General features: G+C 69.4%; 24 protein-coding genes. 23 read left to right on the top strand and 1 reads right to left on the bottom strand.

The features are described from left to right. The first annotated feature begins 665 nt into the window (after window positions 1-665). The 13 genes from EKH77_RS02935 to EKH77_RS32885 all read left to right on the top strand — a co-directional run bounded on the left by EKH77_RS02935 (window position 666) and on the right by EKH77_RS32885 (window position 10024). A complete protein-coding gene (locus EKH77_RS02935) occupies window positions 666-1073 on the top strand; it encodes a hypothetical protein (protein ID WP_126912875.1) in 408 nt (135 codons plus the stop codon). Next, window positions 1073-1309, top strand: coding sequence for a hypothetical protein (locus EKH77_RS02930; RefSeq protein ID WP_126912874.1), 237 nt, complete (start codon window positions 1073-1075; stop codon window positions 1307-1309). The genes EKH77_RS02935 and EKH77_RS02930 overlap by 1 nt, the downstream gene beginning before the upstream one ends. A gap of 26 nt (window positions 1310-1335) precedes the next feature. After that, complete coding sequence (locus tag EKH77_RS02925; RefSeq protein ID WP_126912873.1) at window positions 1336-2937, top strand: terminase; 1602 nt, start codon at window positions 1336-1338, stop codon at window positions 2935-2937. A gap of 4 nt (window positions 2938-2941) precedes the next feature. Continuing rightward, complete coding sequence (locus EKH77_RS02920; protein ID WP_164737722.1) at window positions 2942-4411, top strand: phage portal protein; 1470 nt, start codon at window positions 2942-2944, stop codon at window positions 4409-4411. Then, on the top strand, window positions 4341-5249 hold the full coding sequence (locus EKH77_RS02915; protein WP_126912871.1) for a hypothetical protein: 909 nt from the start codon (window positions 4341-4343) through the stop codon (window positions 5247-5249). The genes EKH77_RS02920 and EKH77_RS02915 overlap by 71 nt, the downstream gene beginning before the upstream one ends. Next, the gene (locus EKH77_RS02910) at window positions 5246-5743 is read left to right on the top strand and encodes a hypothetical protein (RefSeq protein ID WP_126912870.1); all 498 of its coding nucleotides are present in this window, start codon (window positions 5246-5248) and stop codon (window positions 5741-5743) included. Before EKH77_RS02915 ends, EKH77_RS02910 begins: the two co-directional genes overlap by 4 nt. Window positions 5744-5810: 67 nt before the next feature. Next, window positions 5811-6767: a P22 phage major capsid protein family protein gene (locus tag EKH77_RS02905; RefSeq protein WP_164737721.1), complete on the top strand. Its 957-nt coding sequence runs from the start codon at window positions 5811-5813 to the stop codon at window positions 6765-6767. Window positions 6768-6779: 12 nt separating this feature from the next. Then, complete coding sequence (locus EKH77_RS02900; protein WP_126912868.1) at window positions 6780-7241, top strand: hypothetical protein; 462 nt, start codon at window positions 6780-6782, stop codon at window positions 7239-7241. Then, window positions 7238-7591, top strand: coding sequence for a hypothetical protein (locus EKH77_RS02895; protein WP_126912867.1), 354 nt, complete (start codon window positions 7238-7240; stop codon window positions 7589-7591). The genes EKH77_RS02900 and EKH77_RS02895 overlap by 4 nt, the downstream gene beginning before the upstream one ends. Before the next feature lie 25 nt (window positions 7592-7616). Further along, entirely contained in the window at window positions 7617-7874 is a 258-nt protein-coding gene (locus tag EKH77_RS02890; RefSeq protein WP_240667191.1) for a DUF5403 family protein, read from the top strand. Between the two features lie 2 nt (window positions 7875-7876). Further along, window positions 7877-8899, top strand: coding sequence for a PKD domain-containing protein (locus tag EKH77_RS33315; RefSeq protein ID WP_206279798.1), 1023 nt, complete (start codon window positions 7877-7879; stop codon window positions 8897-8899). After that, a complete protein-coding gene (locus EKH77_RS02880; protein WP_126912865.1) occupies window positions 8899-9345 on the top strand; it encodes a hypothetical protein in 447 nt (148 codons plus the stop codon). The genes EKH77_RS33315 and EKH77_RS02880 overlap by 1 nt, the downstream gene beginning before the upstream one ends. Before the next feature lie 79 nt (window positions 9346-9424). Beyond that, the gene (locus tag EKH77_RS32885; protein WP_164737719.1) at window positions 9425-10024 is read left to right on the top strand and encodes a hypothetical protein; all 600 of its coding nucleotides are present in this window, start codon (window positions 9425-9427) and stop codon (window positions 10022-10024) included. 55 nt (window positions 10025-10079) lie between these two features. On the opposite strand, the gene EKH77_RS02870 is transcribed toward EKH77_RS32885, so the two are convergent. Further along, on the bottom strand, window positions 10080-11573 hold the full coding sequence (locus tag EKH77_RS02870) for a phosphatidylinositol-specific phospholipase C domain-containing protein (protein WP_126912864.1): 1494 nt from the start codon (window positions 11571-11573) through the stop codon (window positions 10080-10082). Between the two features lie 311 nt (window positions 11574-11884). Between EKH77_RS02870 and EKH77_RS02865 the strand changes: the two genes are divergently transcribed. From EKH77_RS02865 to EKH77_RS02820, 10 genes are all read left to right on the top strand, one after another. Further along, window positions 11885-12217, top strand: a complete 333-nt coding sequence (locus tag EKH77_RS02865; protein ID WP_126912863.1) for a hypothetical protein — start codon at window positions 11885-11887, stop codon at window positions 12215-12217. Beyond that, a complete protein-coding gene (locus EKH77_RS02860; RefSeq protein ID WP_164737718.1) occupies window positions 12184-12705 on the top strand; it encodes a hypothetical protein in 522 nt (173 codons plus the stop codon). The genes EKH77_RS02865 and EKH77_RS02860 overlap by 34 nt, the downstream gene beginning before the upstream one ends. 13 nt (window positions 12706-12718) lie before the next feature. After that, the gene (locus EKH77_RS02855) at window positions 12719-14848 is read left to right on the top strand and encodes a phage tail protein (protein ID WP_126912861.1); all 2130 of its coding nucleotides are present in this window, start codon (window positions 12719-12721) and stop codon (window positions 14846-14848) included. A 108-nt stretch (window positions 14849-14956) separates the two neighbouring features. Continuing rightward, a complete protein-coding gene (locus tag EKH77_RS02850) occupies window positions 14957-15814 on the top strand; it encodes a hypothetical protein (protein ID WP_126912860.1) in 858 nt (285 codons plus the stop codon). Then, window positions 15811-16875, top strand: a complete 1065-nt coding sequence (locus EKH77_RS02845) for a hypothetical protein (RefSeq protein WP_126912859.1) — start codon at window positions 15811-15813, stop codon at window positions 16873-16875. The genes EKH77_RS02850 and EKH77_RS02845 overlap by 4 nt, the downstream gene beginning before the upstream one ends. Further along, entirely contained in the window at window positions 16868-17446 is a 579-nt protein-coding gene (locus EKH77_RS02840; protein WP_126912858.1) for a hypothetical protein, read from the top strand. The genes EKH77_RS02845 and EKH77_RS02840 overlap by 8 nt, the downstream gene beginning before the upstream one ends. A gap of 89 nt (window positions 17447-17535) precedes the next feature. Beyond that, a complete protein-coding gene (locus tag EKH77_RS02835; protein ID WP_126912857.1) occupies window positions 17536-17955 on the top strand; it encodes a hypothetical protein in 420 nt (139 codons plus the stop codon). Then, on the top strand, window positions 17956-18471 hold the full coding sequence (locus EKH77_RS02830; RefSeq protein ID WP_126912856.1) for a hypothetical protein: 516 nt from the start codon (window positions 17956-17958) through the stop codon (window positions 18469-18471). 67 nt (window positions 18472-18538) lie between these two features. Then, a complete protein-coding gene (locus tag EKH77_RS02825) occupies window positions 18539-19717 on the top strand; it encodes a hypothetical protein (protein ID WP_126912855.1) in 1179 nt (392 codons plus the stop codon). Beyond that, a complete protein-coding gene (locus tag EKH77_RS02820) occupies window positions 19692-20276 on the top strand; it encodes a hypothetical protein (RefSeq protein ID WP_126912854.1) in 585 nt (194 codons plus the stop codon). Before EKH77_RS02825 ends, EKH77_RS02820 begins: the two co-directional genes overlap by 26 nt. Window positions 20277-20487: the final 211 nt, after the last annotated feature.

Below are 20487 nucleotides of genomic sequence, written 5' to 3'. Positions count from 1 at the left end.
TGGATCCGCTACGACACGGGCTTGCCGTGCTTCGAGGAGGCGTCCGAGGTGGACCACCGCTTCGATCCGCACGACCACCGGCCCGAGGCGCTGTGGTCGCTGTGCCACTGGCATCACGCCCGCAAGACGGCGCAGGAAGCCGCGGCCGGCCGAAGGCGGGCCCGTGAGACCCGTGAGCGTCCCACAAGTCGCAGGCCCCACCCTGGGGCGCTGTAAGCCCCCTCCTCCCTGCACCAGCACCCAGGGTGGTTCCCGTCCGTACCCCGGGGGCGGGCCCGGAGGGTGGGCCGCGCGGAGCGCTGGCCGGTGGGTGTGGAGGGCGGGGGTCGGTGGCGTTCGCTGCATCGCTCAACGGGTTCTCGGGAACAGTGCTGGTGCGCGGGCCCTGACGGTGGTGTCTGGGTGCGGTGTCCGTCGTGGCGTGCCCTCGGTGGGCTGGGCCGGGGTGCTGCCGCTCCTGGTGGTGCGGCTTGCTCCTGCGCTGTCGCTTCAACGTTGTTGATCACTTGTCGTTCGTGTCGCGTGATCGGTCGCTGTTGAGTGATCGCGAACCTCGCGACCCCAGGGGGGTGGCTCCCTGATCATGATTCTTCCTGACCGGGGCGTGACAGCAGCTCGGTTTCTGTGCGATCCCGAGGCCGCCTCTTTTCCCCGCTTCGCCCCTTGTGCCGCCTGGCCGAGAGCCGCATCCCCCACGTACTGAGATCCGAGGTGACGACGCCCTGCGCATCGATCCCAAGCTGAAGGACGCGGACAAGATCCGCGCCGCTCTCGTCGACGGGTTCGAGGTCGAGCTGGAGCTGGAGCCGGCGGACCTGGCGGCGATCGACATCGCCGCCCCCATGCTGGCCCGCGCCGCGTCGCTGGACGACCTAGTCCGCCGCGAGGGGCAGATGGTGCCGGGCGGCAACCGCGCCGGCATGTTCGTGCTGCACCCCGGCATCACCGAGGCCCGGCAGCTCCGGCAGGCGGCCGGCGCGCTGCTGGCGAAGGTCCGCGGCGAAGGCGACGGGCCAGAGCGTGGGCACAACTCCCGCTCGGCGGCCGGTGCCCGGTGGGCGGGTCGCCGCTGATGGCCCGCCGCAAGAGCAGGGCCGGGAACGGCCCGTCGAACGAGGCCCTGCGCATCGCCCGGACGATCGCCTACTACGGGGCCTGCCTCGATCGAGGCGTCACGCACGAACAGGCGCGGGCCCTGTGGGCGCATGACATGACGCAGCCCTTTACCTCTTGCCCGGAGGACGTCCCGCCGGTGCTGCTGGCCCGGCTGGAGGCCGAGGCCCGGCGCGACGCGGAGGCCAGTACATGACCGACTGAACCGAACGGGGGTGGCGCTTGCCCGCGCCGGCTTTCGCCCCCGTGCGGACCGTCGAGGACACCGTCCCCGAGCTGACCCTTGCCCGGGACATCCTCCGGTGGACTGCCCACCGCTTCCGGGCCGACTGGCGGTACACCCCGGAACAGGTGCGCATCCTGGCCCGCTGGTACGCCATCGACGCCGAGGGCGAGTTCACATATACCTCGGGGACGCTCAGGCGCCTCAAGGGCTGGGGCAAGGACCCGATGATGGCGTCCGTGTGCTGGGTCGAGCTGATGGGCCCGTGCCGCTTCGGCGGCTGGCGCGCGGACGGCTCGCCTCGGGGAGTGCCGGCGAAGGAGCCGTGGGTTCAGATCTTCGCCACCTCGGCGACGCAGAACACCAACACCATGTCGGCCCTGCTGGGGCTGCTGACGGACGAGACGATCGCGCTGTACGCGGTCGATCTGGGCCAGGAGAAGTGTTACGCGACGCTGCCCGACGGCCGGCGTTGCCGGCTGGAAGCCAAGGCGTCGAGCTACCGGGCCGCCGAAGGCGGGCGCCCGAGCTTCGCCCTGATGAACGAGACGTGGCACTGGGTCACCGGCAACCACGGCCCGAAGCTCGCGGCCACGATCCGCGCGAACTGCGCCAAGGTCTCCGGCCGGTACATGGAGATCACCAACGCCCCGGTGGTCGGCGAGGACTCGGTGGCCGAGAACACGCTGTACGACTTCCAGAAGCAGCGTGACGGCAAGAACCGGGCCACGGGCCTGTACTACGACAGCGTCGAAGCCCCCTCCGGCGTCGACCTCGGCGATGAGGAGCAGTTGCGCGCCGCGCTGCTGTGCACTCGGGGTGATGCGGTCTGGGTGAATCCGGACCGGGTCATGCCGGAGATCTGGTCGGCGTCCACCACCGAGGACGAGTCCCGCCGCAAGTACCTGAACCAGACGACCGTCGCCGAGGACGCGCTGGTCGACCCCGAGGACTGGGGCCGGTGCGAGGTCGAAGGCCGGGACCTGCGACCGGGCGAACGCATCGTCCTGGGCCTGGACGGCGGCGAGGCCGACGACAGCACAGCCTTGGTGGCCATGCGCGTGCGCGATGCGATGTGCGTCCCGCTGGGCGTGTGGGAGAAGCCCGACGGTCCCGCCGGGGCCGGCTGGGAGGTGGACAAGGAAGTCGTCAGCGACGCCGTCGCGAACGCCTTCACCACCTACAACGTGGTGGCGTTCCTCTCCGACGTGGCGTACTGGGAGACCTACACCGCCCAGTGGTCCGAGAAGTACGGCCCGAAGCTGCTGATCCGCTCGAACGCGCGGTCCGCGGTGGGGTACGACATGCGCGCCAATCAGCGCGAGATCACCACGGAGAACATGGCCATGGTGGGGGCCATCGAAGCCCACCAACTCCTTCACCAAGGCCACTTCACACTGCGCAGGCACGTGGAGAACGCCCGGAAGCGGCCGAATCAGTACGGCATCAGCTTCCGCAAGGAGTCGCGCGAGAGCCGGCACAAGGTCGATGCGTACGCAGCACTGCTGCTGTGCTGGATTGCCCGTCGGCGACTGATCGAGTCCGGCAAGCTCAAGCCACAGCGCGCGGTGGCACAGCTGACCGCGTACGAAGGGTATTGACAGCTTGACCGAGGTCGCGAGCGTGCTCACGCAGCGCGCACGCCACGCCCGTGGCCTGATCCAGCGGGACTACGAGCGGCTGAACCTGGCCGACCGGTACCTGCGGGGCTTCCACCGCGCACCGTTCATCCCGAAGAAGGCCAACCCGGAGTTCCGGGCCCTGGTGAAACGGTCCTTCGACAACATCGTCCCGCTGATCGTGGACGCGCCGACCAACGCCATGGGCGTGGACGGCTACCGCCGCTCGGGAAGCGACACCAACGCGCCCGAGTGGAAGTGGTGGCAGGCCAACCGGCTCGACCAGCGGCAGCACCAGGTCCACCGGGGCGCGCTCGCCGCCGGCCACAGTTACGTGACCGTCCTGCCCGGGATGCGGCCGGGCGAGAAGCGGGACCGGCCGCAGGTGCGCGCGTACGACGCGGTCAAGACGGTGGCGGTCTACGAGGACCCCACCTTCGACCCCTTTCCGCTGTACGCCCTGCACCTGGACCGCACACCGGGCGACGGCGGCCAGGAGCCGCACACGGGCCGGCTGATCGACGACCAGGCCGTCTACCACCTGGATTTCGAGTCCGGCGACCCGAAGGTCACGAAGGTCGAGCAGCACGGCATGGGCGTGTGCCCGGTCGTGCGGTTCGCGCCGGCGGTCGACTTGCAGGGCCGCACTCAGGGGCTGGTCGAGCGGGTCATGACCACACAGGACCGCATCAACCAGATGACGCTCAACATGCTCATCGCCCAGCACTACGGCGCGTTCGCGATCCGCTTCGCCACCGGCCTCGCGCCGGTGGAGGTGCTGGACGAGTACGGCGACCCCGTGCGCGACGAGAACGGGCAGCCGACGTTCCTCCCACCGGTCCTGGACCCCTCCACGCTGCTGGTCTCCCCGAACGCCGAGACCGAGTTCGGACAGCTCCCCGCCCAGTCCACGAAGGATCTCCAGGACTCCATAGCCATGGCGGTCAAGCACGCCTGCATGGTCACCGAGACCCCGCCGCACTACGTGATGTCGGACATGGTCAACATGGCGGCCGACGCGCTTGCGGCGGCCGAGTCCGCGTTCATGCGCAAGGTCGCCGAAGTGCAGGCCGCGTTCGGCGAGAGCTGGGAATCGGTCATGAGGCTGTGTGCCCTGGTAGCCGGCGACCGGGCCGGCTTCGAGGACGAAGAGTCCGAAGTCGTCTGGGCCGACCGGGGCAACCGCTCCTTCGCCCAGGCCGCCGACGCCGGCCTGAAGCTGTCGCAGATCGGCGTCCCGCTCGGCATCGTCCTGCGCAAGGTCCCCGGCTTCACGCAGTCGGACATCGACGAGGCGGTCAAGGAGTGGAAGGCCGCCCAGGAACAGCGGCTGCGCGAGATCGCCGCGAGCCAGCAGGCGAAGGCCCCCGACGAGGGGGTGAACGATGGCGACGAGCGCGGACGCGCTGCGGGCGACAGCCGCGTACCGGCGGGCGCAGGAGCGCACAGCCGCTGAGGTCGCCGCCGACCTGACCGCATGGCTAGCCGGCATCTCCGCGCAGGACGTACGGACCGGTGCCGGGCCGCTGGGCCGCGAGTACCGGGCCCGCGTCGCCCGGGGCCGGCGGAAGTCCTACGCCCTGGCCGTCGCCTTCTACCGGCTACTGCGCGCGCTGGAGACCGGTACGGTCGTCAACCTGCCCGGCGCGGCCACGGCCGAGGGGCCGACCCTCGAAGGGCTGTGGCGCGAGTTCAACCGCGCCGCCGGCGCGCAGGCCGGCACAGCGAGCCGCGGTGGTCACCTGCTGGTGGAGGATTCCCCGTGGGTCGGCTACGACGAGCGCACCGAGCAGCGGCGCGCCGAGGGCGCGTTCCACCGCGAGGTCACGGCCCGCCTGGACAAGGCGCGGGGCGCGGCCGAGCGGCGGGGCCGGCTCGATGACCCGCAGTTCGAGAAGGAACTGGCCGAGGTCATGACGACCGCCCGGCAGGAAGCCGCCCGCACCGGATCGCAGATCGCCGAGGACGGCGGCCGCGAAGCCCTGGCCGAGGCCGTACGCTGCGACCCGAAGGCGCTGGGCTACTACCGGGAGACCGACGCCGACCCGTGCGCCTGGTGCGCGATGCTCGCCAGCCGGGGCGCGGTCTACAAGTCGGCCGCGACGGCCGGCATGTCGGACGGGGTGCGCTACCACCCTGACTGTCACTGCCAGCCGCGCCCGATCTTCTCCCGCACCCACACGCTCCCCGAAGCGAACCAGCGCTACATGCGGCTGTGGCAGGAGAAGTCCAAGGACGGCCTGACCCTGGCCGAATGGCGTCGAGAACTTGAGAAAGAGAGCAGCACCACGTGAGCGAGCAGACCCCGGTGGGCGCCCCCCAGCAGCCGCCGGCCGCCCCGACCCCGACGCCGGCCGAAGTCTTCGGCGGCAAGGAGCCCGCAGCGGTACCGGCCGAGTCGCCGACCGCTGAGCGCGCCCCGGCAGGAGAGCAGGCCGAGGCGGCGGTGGACTACCGCGCGCTGTACGAGAAGGCGCAGGCGGAGGCCCGCTCCCTCGCGGACGCAGCCAAGGCGGCAGACGCCGAGGCCGCTGGTTATAAGAACCGGCTGGCGGAGCTGGAAGTCTCGGTGCTCCGGCACCAGGAAGCCGCCCGCGTCAACCTGCCCGCCGACCTCGCGGCACGCCTCCAGGGCGAGACGCCCGAGGAGATCGCCGCCGACGCCCGCAAGCTCGCCGCACTGGTCGCCCCGAAGCCCGTCACCGGCAAGGGCGGGCTGGAGCCCGACGCGCCGGCCGAGCACGACCCCGAGGCGATCACCCGCCGCATCCGCGCCATCAGCTTCTGATCCGCGCGCCTTCCCCCGGCCCCTGCACCCAGGGGCTTTCGCGTACCGAAAGTAGTTGCACCACCCCTTGGCTCATAGCTTCATCACTACGGAGAACGCGGGCGGCAAGGTCGCCCGTCAGGCCCTCTCCCTCCTCGCCGCCGAGCTGGTCCTGGGCCGTCTGGTCCACCGCGATGCCGAGAGCGAGTTCGCCGGCGGCGTGGGCAACGTCGTCAACATCAAGAAGCCCGGCCAGACGCAGGACGCGCACGACGCCGGCACCGCCACGCCGAACATCGGCAGCGGCACCCAGGGCTACCTCGACGTCCGCGAGTCCTCGGTGCCGGTCCGCCTGGACCACCACTTCATTCACCCGGTCAAGGTCACCTCGCGCGAGCTGACGCTGGACATCGAGAGCTTCGCCGCCCAGGTCCTCGCCCCGCAGGTCCGCAAGATCGGCGAGCGCATCGAGGGCACCATCGCGGAGCCGATGAACGCCGCCATCAAGGCCGTCCCGGAGACCGCCACGGTCGACCCGTCCAAGGCCAAGGCGGTGCGCGAGGCCATCATCGCGGCCGGCGTCACCATGGACGAGGCCAACGTCCCGGACACCGGCCGCATCCTGGTCGTCTCGCCCGCTTTCTACGGTGAACTGCTCAAGGACGATCTGTTCGTCCGCGCCGACCAGTCCGGCAGCACCGAGGCCCTGCGCAGCGCGAACGTCGGCGACATCCTCAACTTCCAGGTCTTCAAGTCGAACTACATCAAGGGCGGCGCGCTGGCGATGACCCGTGAGGCGTTCGCCCTGGTCGTGCGGGCCCCCCAGGCGTCCATGGGCGTGAAGCACTCGGGCTCGGAGTCCTACCAGGGCTACGCGATGCGCTGGATTCAGGACTGGGACACTGCCGGCCTTTCCGACCTGTCGATCTGCGACGTCTTCGCGGGTGCCAAGCCGCTGTTCGAGGGCCCCGACCCGATCACCGGTCTCGCGGAGTTCTGCCGGTACGTGCCGATCACCCTCAAGGGCAACGGCACCGGCAAGTAAGGCGGGCCCCACGTGTCGGACACACAGTCCGCGGGCCGGCTCGCCGACCTCGCCGAACTGGAACGCCGCTACGGCGGCACCTTCACGGGGGCCGACCGTGAGCAGGCCGAGGCCGCCCTGGACGACGCCTCGGCGATCGTGCGGGCGTACGGGAATCCGTCCTGGGGCGCGGTCGTCGACGGCCGGCCCCGGCCGGTGCCGGCGGCGGTCAAGGCCATCGTCCTGGCGGTGGCCGAGCGCCGCGTGCGCAACCCCGAGGGGTTCGTGAGCGAATCGGCCGGTGAGTACAGCTACCGCATGCCCGAGCAGGGCGCGGTGGGTGGCTCCCTGTCGAAGGGCGAGCAGCTGCTGATCGAGCGGCTGTCAGGCCGTAGCGCCCTGCGCTCGCTGGAGACTGTCCGGGCCGTCGCCCTCACCGACCGGTGCGCCGGCTACCCGTACCCGGACCCGTCCGACCAGCGGGGGCTCGTGTGATCTTCGATCGCCGGGTCCCGGTCGAGCTGCGGGTGTACCCGCCGGCTGAGACCGACGACGGGTACGGCGGCACCGCCCCGGGCCTGGGCCGGCCTGCGACCATCCGCGCCTTTGTGCAGCCCCTGGACGCCCCGGAAGGGGTGGCGACGGGCTGGGCGGCACCCGTACGCCGGAAAGTGATCACCGGGCCGTGTGAGGCGGTGCAGACGTGGGCGCGGGTCGAGATGGACGGCGAACTGTGGCACGTGGTGGACCCGCCGCGCGTGCACGGGGCCTCGCGCCGTACCCGCTACGTGTCCGCCGTGATCGAAGGGGGCAGCGGTGGCGTACGTGAAGCCCAACATCCATAAGACCGTTGCCGGGATGCCCGGCGTCATGCAGGTTCTCAAGGCCCACGCCACGGTCGTGGCGGGCGAGATCAAGGCCGCGGCCGCGCCGCACCGCAAGACCGGCGCGTTCGAGCACGGCATCAAGGTCCGCCGGCACCGCAAGGGCTACTCGGTCAACCTGGAGGACCGCAACAGCGCTTCGATCAACTACGGCCACTTCACCAAGGCTGGCGAATGGGTCGAGGGCATCCATGCCATCGAGCACGTGGTGGGCGCGGGTAGCGGCCCCCGCAGCCGGAGGTGAACGTGTACGTTCTGCCCGACACCGAAGCGCTCGTCCTGGAGGCGTTGCGCGCCTACCTGCCCGCCGGCACGGCGGTACGGGTCGCGATGCCGCAGCAGTGGGCCGGGCTCCTGCCGCTGGTCGTCGCCCGGCGGGTGGGCGGCAAGGCCTGCGACCCGCGCTTCATCGACTCCGGCATGTTCACAGTTGAAGCCCTTGCCGCCTCCCGGCCGGCCGCCTCGCTCCTCGCCCGGCAGGCCCGGGGTGCCCTGCTGGCCGCATGCCGGGACCAGCATCGGGGACCGGACGGTTACCTCAGCCGCTTCACCGAGGTCACCGGCCCGTTCATGACGGGCGACGCCCTGACCGCCGGCCACCCGGGAGCCTGCCGGTTCACGGCCACCTATCAGCTCAACGCCCGCCCTCTGACCGCCCGCCCGCCGATGACGGTGGCGCTCGCGGCGGACCGGGGCAACGGCAGGTACTACCGCGCGCAGGTGGCCGGCGCAGCCGCCGGCCCCGCGCGCCTGGATTGGGGAGACGGCCACATGGCCGATATCACTATCGGATCCGACCCGGTCGTGGTCGAGCACGAGTACAAGACGCTCGGCGCGCACATGGTCACGGTCACGGACGCCGACGGCAACACCAAGACCGTGAGGACCGCGCCTGTCCTGCCCGTGGAAATCTCCTGGGCCATGGACGTCGGCTCGAACTTCGAGGGCGTGCTGTCGGCCACCGGCGTCAAGCCTGGCGTGACGGTGGACTGGGGCGACGGCTCTCCGCTCGCCACTCCTGCTGTCTCGGCCGGCAAGGTCACCGAGCGGCATGTCTTCACCGCCGACGGCGAGAAGACCGTCACGGTCACCGTTCCGTCCTGGAAGGACGCCGGCTTTGAGGGCCACACCGCCACCGCCACGGTGACCGTGCGGCTCCCGCGTGACCTGGACGTCCAGCTCGGCTACTTCGAGGACGACCCGCGCAAGGTGTCCGCCACCATCCGCAACGCCGTCGCGGGCAAGGGCCAGATCACCTGGGGTGATTGATGGCGGCGGAGATCGTGGACATTCCCGGCCCCGGCTCCGTGGTGACCTGCCACCACACCTACCCGGGCACCGCCACGACCTTCGAGGGTTCCTTCGAGGACCGGGCCGGGCGGCGCTTCGCCTTCACCGTGACCCTGCCGGCCCCCGCCCCGGAGGCCCCGAAGGACGTGCAGGTCTGGCGGGACGGCGGCGCGCCGAACGAGGTGCACGTGATGTGGCTGCCGGTCGAAGGGGCGGAGGACTACACCATCCGCATCTTCAAGGACGGCGCACTTCTGCGAACCGTCACCGCCCCCGGCCGGCCCCCGAACGAGAACGGATACCGGCAGGTCCACGTGGCCCCCGAGCCGTACCCGGTGGTCGGCCAGGTCTACGAGTACGACGTCTCCGTCAAGGGCACGGACGCGTGGTCGACACGCGTCGCCCACCAGTGGGCCGGCTTGTAACCCCACCGCATACGAACGAACGACGACGGCCCGCCTGGGGCTTCCTGGGCGGGCCGTTGGCATGCTGGAAAGGCGGCCCTTGGCCGAGAAGATCGAACCCGTCATGAACCCCTCGCAGGGGTACGTCTACGTGGCGGAAGTCGGCACCCCGATGCCGGCGCTTCCCATCCTTCCGAAGGACCCGAACGCGACGATGCCGCAGGTCGGCGGTGCGAAGTCCACGGCCTGGCGGGACGTGGGCAACACGTCGCTGGAGAACGGCATCGAGATGTCCGTGGACGGCGACGACGCCGAGACTCTGGGGTCTTGGCAGAACCCGAACCTGAAGCAGACCAACCCGAAGAAGACCTACGCGCTTACGGTGAATCTTGAGGACTTCACCGTCGAGACGTACAAGCTCTACTACGGGGCCGGGGACGAGGCCGTCATCACCGACCCCGTCACCTCCAAGCCGGTCGGCTTCAACATCCCGCTGAACCCCACGGCCACGGAAAAGGCCCTGCTGATCGTCGGCACGGACGGGGACAACGCCGTCGCCTGGCACTACCCCAAGGTAGCGATCATCGGCGGCGACTCCATCACCTTGGACCCGGCCGCCCTGTCCGAGGTGCCCGTGAAGGCCACCATCCTCGGCTACGGCGGCTCCACCGGCACTGTGACCGAGCGCTACGCGCTCTAGTTTTACTCTGCCGCTGGCCGCTCAATCGCTGATTTTCAGAGCACCCGGAATGGCGCTAGTTCCCCCAGTAATACCAGCTTTGGATAGCGAACCCGGGTATGGTTTCGGCTTGCATGGAGAATTTCCAACTTGTGTCCTGAAACTCCGTTTCTGGCCTAGTTCCCACACTGCCGGATTGGTGCATGTACAGGAAACGGCCGGGCGTCGAAATGCATTGAATGCCAAAGGAGCCATCACCCCTTGGCACCAAGAAGAAGAGTTGGCTCGCTGTGTTTGCCATCTGCTGAACGGTTACCGTACCACCGGGGGACACGTCCAGCGAACGGTAGTCATACCTACTGCGGATTCGGACGAATCCGGAAGGGATAATTACCAAACCACCTCCAACGCCGCAAAGGTAGAAGTGCTCATCACGGTCACCCGTGTAGGGGCGCCCCCCCACTTGACCGTTTGTCTTCATGTATAGCGAGACCCGCTTCCGTGGCGGCGGCTTGGGGCGGCTGTGGTCATTCATCTTGATGATGGCTGATGCCAGGTCGTAGCTCCCACCGCCGCCCATGAAGGCGGTGCGGTCGATAAAGTCTGCCGCGATTACACCAACGGTCTTGGCGGGATTGTAGATGGACTGGACGCGTGCTAGCACGTAGGGGTTGAGGCCCCTCGCGAAGTCCGATGGCGTCGTGCCCGGGGGGTTGGTGGCGCTGGTGTAATTCAAGAAGATCTTTGACTTGGGCGTGGTGGCTACCGCTCTATTGAGATGGTCGTCAATAGCCGTGATCTTCTCGGACATGCTCGGACTGTTCCACTTGTCCTGAGTGTCGAAATGGCCGCTATCGAGCCCTCCCATATAGGGGTCGCGCGTCATCAGTACAATCTTGCCGCGGACTTGCCCTAGGGTTGGGATGCTCGTCCCGATGTGAAAGAGGTATCTCCATCCCATCTTCGTGAGGTAATATTCCTCGAAGATCCTCTTGAATACAGTGGCATCGTTAGATTTTGTCTCCGATACCCGCATCAGGATCGTTTCCTGATTGTGTTCCCGCAAAAATTCGGCACATTCCATCAGGACGTCACCGAACATCATTTCTTGGTCGATGTCACCGTGGTGGATGCGAAAGACACCTGGACCGCTTCCAACCGACCGGCAGCGAATATCCAAGAATCGGACCCCCGCATCCAGCTGCCATGTGATGCTGGTGTCCTGACACTTACCAAAGCCGAACGACCAGTCCCCGACCCGCGCGCAACTCTCATGCGTGCCCGGGATGGACATGTTGGCCAGGCTGACACCGTCGGGGACAGTTGCCATCCAGTCGGAATTGGCTGTGGGCGTCAGCGGTTCGGCGGTGCTTGCGAGTTCCCCTGCTGCCGACTCCGGCAGCAGGGAAGCATCCACCCCGTCCATCAGGGACAGCAGGAGGTCCTCTTCGAGTGCTGGTAGCTCCAGGGAGGGCAGGGAAAGTTCCGCGCTGTCCTGGGAGAGGATCGGCTCGGGAGTGATGGAGCTTTCACCTTCAGCGGGGGTTCCGCTCATGTTGACCTCAATCACGTGTTCTAGGTATGAGCGGGCGACTACACGGGCCAGAGACCTGCGCCGTCGCCAAGGGCACCGCTCATCCTGACCAAGGGGGTGTGCCTCTGTGAGAGGTTTGCCGACGATGTCCTGAACTCGCCCTCATTCAACTGGAACTGAGCAAGTCAGGCTGCCAGCACGATGACTTCAGCGTGCTCAGGCAAGACCGGCCACTGGACGAGCAGTGAACCTATCCGCCGGACGGGCCCCCGCGCTCCACCGGCCGACGCTTCGACTTTCTTCGCAGGGGAACCTCCTGCGCAACTTGAGCCCCAGAAGGACCCAGCTTGACCACACTGAACTTCGCTGATCTCAAGGCCGAGGCCGAGAGCAAGGCGTCCGCCGGCCTGACCTTCATCGGCCCCGCCGGCGAAACGATCCACCTGCGTCCGCTGGCCACCGTGCCGGGCGGCGACCTCAAGGCCGTGCTGGCGCACATCGACGCGCTCGGCTCGGACAAGGTCTCGGACGTCACCAAGATCCACGCTATGGACGCGGCCCTGGTCGCGGTCGCGACCGACAAGAAGGCCATGGCGGCGGCTCTGGACGAGCTGCCGCTGGATGGCCGCTCGCGGATCTTCGAGGCGTGGATGGAGGCTGCGGAGGTCCCGGAAGCCTGAGTCTCGTCAGGCTGCTGGACGAGCACGGGGCCGCCATCTACGCGGACTTGCGCCGGTTCTACTCGGTAGACCTGCTGGCGTACTTCCGGGGTGAGATGTCGGCCCGCGCCGTCCTGGCGCTTGTCGAGAACCTTCCCGACGACGCGGCCGTCATGGCCGCTCTCCTCGGCGGCCGACAGGCCGTCGGGTGGGACGTGCACGCGCACATCCTCGCGGACCTGGTGGACGCGGTGCAGTGGAACACCTACGTGGCTCTCGTGCAGCGCGCGAAGCGGCCCGGGGCCCTGGAGAAACCGACGCCCTACCCGCGCCCCGGCAAGGGCTCGGGCACTGCTGAGCGGGCCTCGAACCCCTTCGTCTCCGCGCTGGCCGGCGAACGGCCGCGCGCGCCGCACCTCGCGCCCGTCCGCGCGTCGGTCGCCATCCCGGCCGTGGTCGCCGAGCGCTCGAAGGAGCAGCCGGAGGCGCCCCCCTTCATCGTCAACTAGCAAGGAGCACCATTTGGCAGGTGCGGGGCCGGGCGGGCCCGAAGGCGGCCGCGTCCATATCAAGGTTCTCCCGGACACGAGCAACTTTCACCAGTCGCTCCAGCGGTATCTCGACCGCATCGAGCGGCAGGCGCGAGTGCGTGTCCATGTGGACGTAGACGACGCCACGGCACGGGGCCGGCTGGACGCCCTGGCCCGCCGCGCGCGTCGCATCACCCCGACCATCCGCCCGGACGTGGACGCCGGCCGCGCCGAGGCGCGCCTGATGGCGCTCACCCGCCGGCGCGATGTGCGCATTCAGGCACGGGTGGACCGGGGCTTCCTCGGCAACGTCGGCCGCGCGGTCGACGGCGCCCGGCAGCTCCTCTCCGGCACCGGAGAGATGATCGCGGCCGGCTTCGGCACCGCGTTCACCTCCGTCCGGGCCGGCTTCTCCGATCTGCTGGACGGCGGCCGGCAGACGTTCAGCGGTATCGCCGGCGCGGCCGGGGCCGCGAGCAGCGCGATCGGCAGCGGCGTGCAGGTGGCCGTGATGGCCACGGTCGCCTCGCTGACAACCCTCGCGGTCGTCGCGGGTGCCGGCCTCGTCGCCGTCGCCGCCCTGGCGGCGGTCCCCCTGCTGCCGCTGGTGGCCGGCGTCGCGGCCCTGGCGCTGGGGACCGACAAGCTCAAGTCGTCGTTCTCCGGCGTCGCCAAGGAGGCGAAGTCCGTCTTCGCGGACGCCGCCTCGGTGATGGAGCGACCGGTCAAGGCCGCCCTGGACCACATCCGCAGGTGGCTCGGTTCCTCCCGGGGGATGTTCCGGTCCTTCTTCGAGGCCGGCACCCAGTACGTCGATCCCCTCGTCCGCAGCCTGACCGGCTTCGCGGACAAGCTCCTGCCGCGCCTGACGAAGGCGCTCAACGAGTCGGGGATGCAGGACTTCGTCGAGCACGTCTCGACGGGGTTCGCCGAACTCGGCCGGATCGTCGGGGACTTCTTCGACAAGCTCGCGCAGAACGCGCCGGTCCTGTCGAAGGTCTTCGACGCCTTCATCAACTTCCTGTCGGTCGTCACCAGCGCCTTCGCCGATCTGCTGGTTTCCCTGGCCGACTTCGCGCCGCAGGCGCTGAACACCCTCGCCGAGGCGCTGCGAGGGGTGATGCGGGCGCTGACGGACAACCCGGAGGCCATGCAGCTCCTGGTCGACCTCGCATCGTGGATCTTGATGCAGTTCGTCGCCGGGCTCCAGGCCACCATGGGGGCGCTGAACCTCTTCGCCCAAGCCTGGGAGGCCATGCGCTCGGCCATCGCCACGGCGGTGGACTGGGTGCGCTCCGAGGTGCCGGCCGCCTGGCAGTGGGTGCAGGACAAGACGGGCGCGGCCTGGCAGTGGTGCTCCGACAAGGTGAGCTCCGCCTGGCAGTGGATCACCAACGCGACGTCGCAGGGCGCGCAGTGGGTGCAGGACAAGGTCTCGTCCGCCTGGGACGCGTGCAGAAACGTCACGGCGACCATCTGGCAGGCCATCTCCGACGCCGTCTCCCGCGCGGTCGGCTGGGTGCGCGACGCCTGCGCCAAGCTCGGCGAGCTGCCGGGCAAGTTCGTCGACTGGTTCGGCCGGGCGAAGGACGGCGCGGTCTCGAAGCTGGGTGACCTGGTGAGCTGGTGCCGGGGCCTGAAGGACAAGGTCCTCGGCGCGATCGGCGATGCCGGCTCGTGGCTGGTCCAGAAGGGCAAGGACGTCGTCAACGGCTTCATCTCCGGCCTGAAGTCGGTGTCCGTGGGCGGCGTGATCTCCGGGATCAAGGACGCGATCACTTCGCCGTTCTCCAGCTTCATGTCCCTGGCCGCCATGCCCATGAGCTACGCGGCGCCCTCGCCGTTCATGGCGCTGCCGGTCATGTCCGACTTCGGGCCGTCGCCCATCGGGTACAGCGATCCGATCGCGGACGCGCTCCAGCCCCTCCAGCAGATCGTCTCCCGATCCCTGGTCGGCGACTTCGGCCGCAAGGCCGGCCGCAGCGCGGACGAGAACCGGGACAAGCACCGGGACGGCAAGACGGACAGGGCCGAGAGGCCGATCACGATCAACGCGAGCACGAACGCGGACCCGCGCGAGATCGGCCGCGAAGTCGCATGGCAGCTTCGGATTGGACGGTAAACGATGAAGTCGGCGCGCATCCCGTTCACAGGCACGCCGTGGACACTCGCGTACGGAGGCGTGCTCCTGGGGGATGAGTCCCCGCTTTTGCCGGTCAAGGTGGACGGCTTGGCCGCGATGCCGGACGTGAAGTCCCATGACCTCGAACTCGTCAACTACGACGGGCTGCTGCCCGGCCGCGACTACATGCGCGGCCGCGTCGTCAGCATCACGTTCCGGGTGATGGCCGACTCCTCCGAGCACCTCGATCTCCTCATGGGCGAGGTCGCCGCGGCCTTCACCCATTCCCGCGACGAGCGGCCGTTCTCCTTCTGCCTGCCCGGCGTCGCCCAAGGCGCCTGGGCCCAGGTCGCCGGCCGCGTCCGCAAGCGGGAGACCAGCGTCGACGAGACGTACGGACAGTTCCATCCCCTCGTCGACGTGCAGCTCGAATGCACCGAACCGTGGATTCGGGCCGTGCGCCCGATCCGCAAGGAGCTGGCCGCCTCCACCGACTTCAAGCGCGGCGGCTACCGCTTCGGTCGGCACCGTGCGCTGCGCATGCCGCTGCGCATCCCGCGTAACGGCGGCTGGGGCCCGCCCCGCACCGCGATGCTGACGAACGGGTCGATGGACACCGCCGCGCTGCGGGCGGAAATCCGCGGACCCGTCGAAGGGCCGGTCCTGGTGTTCAAGGAGGCTGGCCAGATCGTGGGACGCATGGGAGTCGAGCGGTGGCCGGACGGCACGCCGTTCCGGCTGACCGCCGGCGAGCGCCTGGTGCTCGACGTCCCCGTGACCGGCCCTCCGGCGCTCACGCACTACGCGGACGGCGCGAGCGCGGGAACGCCCGTCGCGCCGACCCTCACCCAGTGGGGGCGGGCGGAGGCCGGCCGGACAGTGGAGGTCTCCATCGAGCAGAGCAAGACGAGTTACGACGGGGCCGCCAGCGGCCATGTCGAGTGGCAACCCGGGAGGTTCGTGTGATCACCGTCGCGTTTCAGGAAGAGGCCGACTACTCGGCGCAGAGCTTCCGCCGGATGTTCGGGTCCATGCAGGACTTCGTGGCCGGCTTCGACAGCCGCGAGAGCTTCGAGCCCTCCCTGTCCGCCCTCCACGGCCCCGGCTACATCGCACTCGCCCCGGGCCGGGCGTGGATCAAGGACGGCGACGAGGCCGGCGGCGTGTACTGGGTCGAATCCGACACCGCCCTGCAAGTCCCGGTGCCGACGTCCGTGCAGTCCGGCTACGTCGTGCTGTACGTCGAGGACATCGCCCACGGCGACTGGCGCAACGCCCTGGTGCCCCAGGTGGTGCCCGACGACGCCCCGCCGGCCACGGACGAGGGCCGGCGGCTGGTCGTTGCGAAGTTCGGCCGCTACCCGGACGGCACCCTCAACCTGCCCCCGGACTACGACCAGCGGTACGCCTATGGGTGGGGGCAGTATCTGGTCACCCGCACAGGGCCGGCGCGTGGCGAGGACCCCGCGCCGGCCGAGCTGGCCCGCTTCCGCCTCGGCACGCAGTACACCAACTTCTCCTCCGGCAATCGCTTCGTGCGCACCGAGGAGGGGTGGCACCGCGACGGCAACAAGTTCTACGCCGCCACGGTGGACCCGGCGAAGGCCGAGGGCCTGAACGGGGACCAGTGGATCAATACCGCGACCATGGGCCTGTTCAACAAGGCCGGCGGAGACTGGGCGTTCCTCGGCAGTCTCAAGGGCGCCAAGGGCGAGACGGGCACGGTCGAGGCCAACACCGGCGCGACGGTCGGCGGCGATCTGGTTGTGAAGCAGAACATCACCACCGAGCGGTTCAAGGTCACCCCGGCCGGCGTCGTCACCCTCGGCCCTTGCGCGGCAGCTCCGGACCGTCCGCAGGACGGTGCGGTCCTGTACGCCAAGGACGGGGCCCTGTGGGTCGCCGAGTCCGGGAGCACCGGCAAGACGTTCAAGGTCGGCTCCGCCGACCTCGTCATGGCCGGCGAAGGCCCGCCCCCCGGCTTCACCGCCGTGCCGGCCACCACCGGGAGCGGCGGCAATGGCTGACCCGATCGCCCCCGGCACCACCTACGTCGACACCCGCGCCGGCAGCCTGTACACCGCCCTGGGCGACGGAACATGGCAGCCGGCGGAGCGCCGCCCGTTCAGCGCGCAGGCCCGCATTGACAACGACCGCTACGCCTTCCGGATGGGGTACGCAGGCAACGCCTCCCCGGAGGTCGAGCTGGGCTCGCTCCTCGTCCCGGCCGCGCCGTACCCGCGGATCGTGTCGGTGGACGCAGCCATCGCCTGGCACTCCGACGGACCCGGGAAGACCACCCGGGTCAACAGCACCACCACGACGATCACGCGGGACGTCCGCCTCGCCGACGGCCGGACCCTGACCGGCCGGGTCGGCGAGGCCACCCGTGAACCGTGCTGGCCGGACGGCGGCGGCGCGGACGTCTCCACCTACGACCGGCTACCGGCCGGCGCGTCGGCGACCTACCGCCTGGTCGGGCACTGCAACGGCATCGAACCCCGCAGCACCGGCGCGTGCACGGTGAAGGTCGAGGACACCGAACCGGGCACCTTCCTGCGCGCCACCGCCTACCCCGACCAAGGGAGCACGACATAGCAACCCCTGGAACCCGGTACACCGACACCCGCACCGGCGACCGGTACTGGGCCGACCGTACGGGCACCTGGCAACGCGCCGGCCGGGGCATGGCCTACGCCGAAGCGTTCCCGGCCGCCGTCACGCTCACCGGGGCCGACGAGGGCCGGTGGACGCCGCTGACGTCCGTGACCATAGCTCCGGCCGCGTACGACCGGGTGGCGGTCATCAAGGCCATGGCCTGGGCCGCGTTCTCCGGTGACACGCCCGAGTCGGTCTCGCTGCGCGTGCGTGAGGGCAGCGGCAACGAGCTGGCCGTGATGTTCCGGGCCCCGGCCTGGAGCAGTGCCGGCGGCACTGACACCGTCACCATGCATCCCGTCCCGGCCGGCACGGCCGTCACGTACGCGATGGACTTCACCTTCCGCTCCGAGGCTGGGCAGGACACCGCCGGCATGCGCCTGAAGATCAGCCCCGACCGGCCGCACGACACCTACCTGCGCGTCGCCCTCTACCCGAGGGAGGACTGAGTGACCGCACCCGGAACCCTGTATCTGGACACCGCGGCCGGCACGGAGTACGCCCGGACCACGGCCGGCACCTGGGTGCCGGTCGGCACGCCGGGCGCGCAGTTCCGCAGCGACTACGCCGAGCTGGGCCTGACCATCACCGGTCACCTGCGCTGGAACCCCTTCGGCGAGGTCCGGTTCGAACCCACGCCGTACGCCCGCCAAGTCGAACTCACCGCCTCGTGGTGGGGCGACTTCTCCGACCAGCCCCCGGCCTCGGCGGACGTCGAGATCCGGGTGCAGCTCGGCACGGCGGCGGAGACCAAGCTGGCCACCGTCTTCCGCGCCCCTTCCCGACCGCAGCGCTCCCCGAAGGGCTGCGGTGCGGACATCGCCACGCAGTTCGAGGCCCCCGCCGGCGTGCCCGTCGTCGTCCGCGCCCTGGCCGGCCTGCACGCCGGCGACAAGACCCGCGCCACCCTGCGCACCGGCTACCAGGTCACCTACCTGCACGCCGTCGCCTATCCCAAGCGCTGATCCACCCGCACCATCCGCACGAAAGGGGGCCGCCCTGGCGGTCACCGAATCGGGCTACGAAGCCCGGTTGTACGAGTTCATCCCCGACGGAGACCCCGCTCTCGACTTCACCCGGGGAACCGGCAGTACCGGGTGGCACCCCGACAGCTTCCGGCAGAAGGGCTGGCGCGCCGTCTACCGGGCCTCGCCCCGCTTCGTGAGCGTCGGCTGGCGGCGCACCATGGACAAGCCGTCCGAGGCCACCGTGACCATCCCGCTGGCCGCCCTGGACGACGCCCGCCTGCGGTACCCGGCGATCCAGCCGTTCCGCACCGTCCTGGGCATCGTCCGCGACGGCTACATGGTCTGGGGCGGCATCGTGTGGAACCTGCGCGTCGACCTGGAGGAGCGCACGCTGGAGCTGGCCGCCCGCGACTTCCTGTCGTACTACGAGACCAACCACGCCTACGGCGGATGGTCCACCAAGGCCGGCGGTGACTTCCAGTCCGACATCCTCAAGCGCATGGCCCTGCGCGCCGAGTGGGGCATCCAGACCAGCACCGCGGCCATCACCGCGATGCCCCGAAAGCGCGAGCTGTCGTTCCTCGAGAACGAGTTCAAGCCCTCGCTGGACGTGATGCAGGACCTCGCCGATAACATCGGCGGCTTCTTCTTCCGCAGCGCGGCATGGCGCGCCCACAACGGCACCGAGCTGCGCCACGACATCCGCAACACCGTCGACCGCACGCCCCGCACCGCCACCGACCCGGCCGGTCTGCCACTGCCGGACCTGGTGGACGGCACCACGTGCGAGGTGCAGGAGCTGTTCCTCAACGGCGAGAACATCGCGACGACCGCGTACACCATCGGCGCGAGCGGCAGCGACAAGACCGCCGGAGTCTGGTCCCGCCGCGACAACCCACCGCTGCGCCGGCTCTTCCCGCAGCGCGACATCGTCAACGTCATGGGATCGATCAAGCACCAGAGCACTCTCGATCTCCACGGGGACACCGCCCTGCACTTCGGGGCCACGGGCATCGTCACCCCGCGCGTGCTGACCTACCCCGACGTCTACGCCCCCCACCATTTCGACCCGAACATGGGCCAGAAACTCCGCCTCGTCTCAGCCAACGAATTCATGCGCATCGACAGCTCGTACGTGCTCACCGAAGTGCGCGTCGCGGTCAACGCGGACGGCTCGGACCGGTGCGAGCTGTCCCTGTGCCAAGAGGAACTGTTTGATGCGGAGAGCTTCACTAGTCCGTGAGCCGAGCCTGGTCGACCAGCTCGCCGACCTCGAACGCCGGCTGCGCGACCTGGAACGCACACCCCCGCGCGGCGGGCGCACCGACCGGTTCCAGTCGGTGGCCGTCTACCCCGGCTCCGCCCACCGCTTCCAGGGCCCCGGCTGGGTGGACCTCGCCGAAGTGCCGATCTCCGGCATGAACAAACCCATCTTGCGAGTGGAAGCGCGCCTGTTCTCCGCCCAGGACTGGCAAGTCGAGCTGAAGACGAACACCGGCAAGACCACCCACAACACCGGCGGATACCCCTGCGCCGTCGTCCGTCCCGGGGACATGCAGTCCTACGACGTCCCCGGCAAGGGCACGATCAAATACCGCACCCTGCGGTGGTTCTGGCGCTGGCCCGGACGCACCGGCTGGTCCGAGGGAGACGGCGCGGACCGCTTCTTCCTACGCGGCAACACCCCCGCCACCGACACCTCCAGCGCCTCGTTCTGGGTGCCGGCCGTCACCGCCCTGGGCGAGGACGACCTGAGCGACGAAGAGCTCGCGAAGGTCGACAGGGCGCCCACTTTCGTTTAGCCTGCCAATTTCCGGATTACTGTTTCCGGTATTCCAGAAATTCACGCCGACCTTATGCATAAGGTGGAGCCGTATATATAAGGTCGCCATTTGCGCACAGCGGAACGGTCGCGCTATGTTCCTGCCATGGAGATGACAACTGTCCTACCGGGTACGGGGTTTCTGGCAACAGTCTCCGCAGTACTGCTGACGGCGGTCATGCATCCGGACC

Source organism: Streptomyces luteoverticillatus, from assembly GCF_003970715.1.
Lineage (GTDB): Bacteria > Actinomycetota > Actinomycetes > Streptomycetales > Streptomycetaceae > Streptomyces > Streptomyces abikoensis.
Note: the sequence above shows the minus strand (reverse complement) of the source record. Positions and strands in the feature narration are given on the sequence as shown.

What these genes read in the sequence shown, in the direction of transcription:
- EKH77_RS02930 (WP_126912874.1), top strand. Translation starts at nt 1,073, where the DNA reads ATGGCCCGCCGCAAGAGCAGGGCCGGGAACGGCCCGTCGAACGAGGCC.
- EKH77_RS02915 (WP_126912871.1), top strand. Translation starts at nt 4,341, where the DNA reads ATGGCGACGAGCGCGGACGCGCTGCGGGCGACAGCCGCGTACCGGCGG.
- EKH77_RS02890 (WP_240667191.1), top strand. Translation starts at nt 7,617, where the DNA reads ATGCAGGTTCTCAAGGCCCACGCCACGGTCGTGGCGGGCGAGATCAAG.
- EKH77_RS02880 (WP_126912865.1), top strand. Translation starts at nt 8,899, where the DNA reads ATGGCGGCGGAGATCGTGGACATTCCCGGCCCCGGCTCCGTGGTGACC.
- EKH77_RS02840 (WP_126912858.1), top strand. Translation starts at nt 16,868, where the DNA reads ATGGCTGACCCGATCGCCCCCGGCACCACCTACGTCGACACCCGCGCC.
- EKH77_RS02835 (WP_126912857.1), top strand. Translation starts at nt 17,536, where the DNA reads ATGGCCTACGCCGAAGCGTTCCCGGCCGCCGTCACGCTCACCGGGGCC.
- EKH77_RS02820 (WP_126912854.1), top strand. Translation starts at nt 19,692, where the DNA reads ATGCGGAGAGCTTCACTAGTCCGTGAGCCGAGCCTGGTCGACCAGCTC.